The following is a 2032-nucleotide window of genomic DNA, read 5'->3' as shown; positions in this document are numbered from 1 at the left end:
CGCTCGACCCATCCGCGGCGCAACGCGCCGCGCGTTCTAGGTAGGCAACCGCGTGACTCGATTCCAGCGCGGGGATGATCCCCTCCAACTTCGAGAGTCGGTGGAACGCTTCGAGCGCCGCATCGTCGCCGACGTTGACCGGCGTCACGCGGCCGGTTTCGACGAGATGAGCGAGTTCCGGGCCGACGCCGGAGTAGTCGAGTCCTGCACTCACGCTGTGGGATTCGAGTATCTGTCCGTCCTCGCTCTGGAGCAGTTTCGTCCGCGCCCCGTGGAGCACGCCGTCCTGGCCGGTTCCCAGTGAGGCCGAATGTGGTGCGACGCCCTCCGCTTCGTTGATCGTCAGCCCCGACCCGCCCGCTTCGACGGCGAACAGCGAGACGTCTTCATCCTCGACGAAGTTGTGGAACGCGCCCATCGTGTTCGACCCGCCGCCAGCGCAGGCGACGACGCTGTCCGGCAGTCGTCCGGCCTGTTCCCGAATCTGTTCGCGGGACTCCTCGCTGATGACCGACTGGAAATCGCGCACCATCTTCGGGAACGGGTGCGGGCCGACGACGCTCCCGATGACGTAGTGGGTGTCCTCGACGTTGGTCGCCCAGTCGCGCATGGTCTCGTTGATGGCCTCCTTCAGCGTTCCCGACCCGACATCGACGGGGTTGACCTGGGCGTCGTGGGTTCGCATCCGGAAGACGTTCGGGCGCTGGCGGTTGATGTCGGTGCGACCCATGAACACCTCACAGTCGATGTCGAGGTAGGCGGCGGCCATCGCGGTCGCGGTGCCGTGCTGGCCCGCGCCCGTTTCGGCGACGATTCGCTCCTTGCCCATGTACTTCGCCAACAGGACCTGACCGAGCGCGTTGTTCAGTTTGTGCGCGCCGCCGTGGACCAGGTCCTCTCGTTTGAGGTAGATTTCCTTCCCGTAGCGCTCGCTCAGCGCGTCCGCACGCTGGAGCGGCGTCGGTCGTCCGCCGAAGTCCCGCATGTGGCGGCGGAACTCGTCCATGAAACCGTCCTCGTTGTCGAGGACGTAGCGTTCGTAGGCCGATTGCAACTCCTCGATGGCGGGCATCAGCACTTCCGGAACGTACTGGCCGCCGTATTCGCCGAACTTCGTTTCGTTCGCTTCGTTCATCGCGTTCCTCTCGTTCGTTTCGTTCGTCTCACTCATGCGTTGACCAACCTCCGCGTGTTCTCGGCCACGTCGCCGTCCATGATCGCGCTTCCGACGAGCAGGCCGTCCGCGCCCGCATCCCGCATTCGACGGGCGTCCTCCGTCGTGGTGATGCCGCTTTCGGCGACGAGGGTTACGTCGTTCGGTACCGCGGGCGATACCGACTCGAAGGTGTCCAGATCGACTTCCAGTCGTGCGAGGTCACGGTTGTTCACGCCGACGATGTCCGCACCGGCGTCGAGCGCTTCCGCCAACTCCTCCCCGCTGTGAACTTCGACGAGCACCTGAAAGCCGCGCTCTTCGGCGGCCGAAAGCAGACCTGCCAAATCGTCCACGAACCGTACGATGAGGAGGACGAGGTCGGCCTCCACGACGTCCAGTTGCTCCTCCCGAACGATGAAGTCCTTGCGGAGGACGGGAACGTCGACCGCCTCGCGGATTCGCCGGAGGTTTTCCGAATCGCCGCCGAAGTGGTCCGGTTCGGTCAGCACCGACAGGGCGGCGGCCCCGTTTTCGACCATCGTTTCGGCCAGTTCGACGGGGTCGTCGCTTCGTTCGCCCTCCGTCGTCGGACTGGTCGGCTTTACCTCCGCGATCAACGGCATCCGTCCGTTGTCCGCCGCCGCCGCGAGCGCGTCCGGAAACGAACGGGGAGTCACGGACACCCGTTCTGTCTCCTCGTCCGGTACCCGCTCCCGAGCGGTCCGGAGGATGGACTCGACCGCGGGTGCGAGCGCACCATCTACGTTCATTGTAGTACATCAACGGACTAGTTTGTACATAAGACTTGCGTCCGGGGGACGAATCTTGAAGGTCGTGAGGTTCGTTCGCGTCCGTATGGACGAGACTGCCGGAATC

Annotated in this window: 2 protein-coding genes; both read right to left on the bottom strand. The window is 64.7% G+C overall.

Annotated features, from left to right (window positions below; genetic code table 11):
* The coding region (trpB, locus tag WBV42_RS11530; RefSeq protein WP_423986163.1) for a tryptophan synthase subunit beta at positions 1 to 1171 on the bottom strand (1171 nt) is incomplete at its 3' end.
* Positions 1168 to 1926: an indole-3-glycerol phosphate synthase gene (trpC, locus tag WBV42_RS11525; protein WP_423986162.1), complete on the bottom strand. Its 759-nt coding sequence runs from the start codon at positions 1924 to 1926 to the stop codon at positions 1168 to 1170. The genes trpB and trpC, both read right to left, overlap by 4 nt.
* Positions 1927 to 2032: the final 106 nt, after the last annotated feature.

Source organism: Haladaptatus sp. (genome assembly GCF_049589095.1).
In the GTDB taxonomy this organism is placed as follows: Archaea; Halobacteriota; Halobacteria; order Halobacteriales; family Haladaptataceae; genus Haladaptatus.
The sequence above is the reverse complement of the archived record's forward strand: the minus strand, read 5'-3'. Positions and strand labels throughout refer to the sequence as shown.

Excerpts from the sequence above, each read along its gene's own strand:
- trpC (WP_423986162.1), bottom strand. The coding sequence starts at position 1,926 with ATGAACGTAGATGGTGCGCTCGCACCCGCGGTCGAGTCCATCCTCCGG.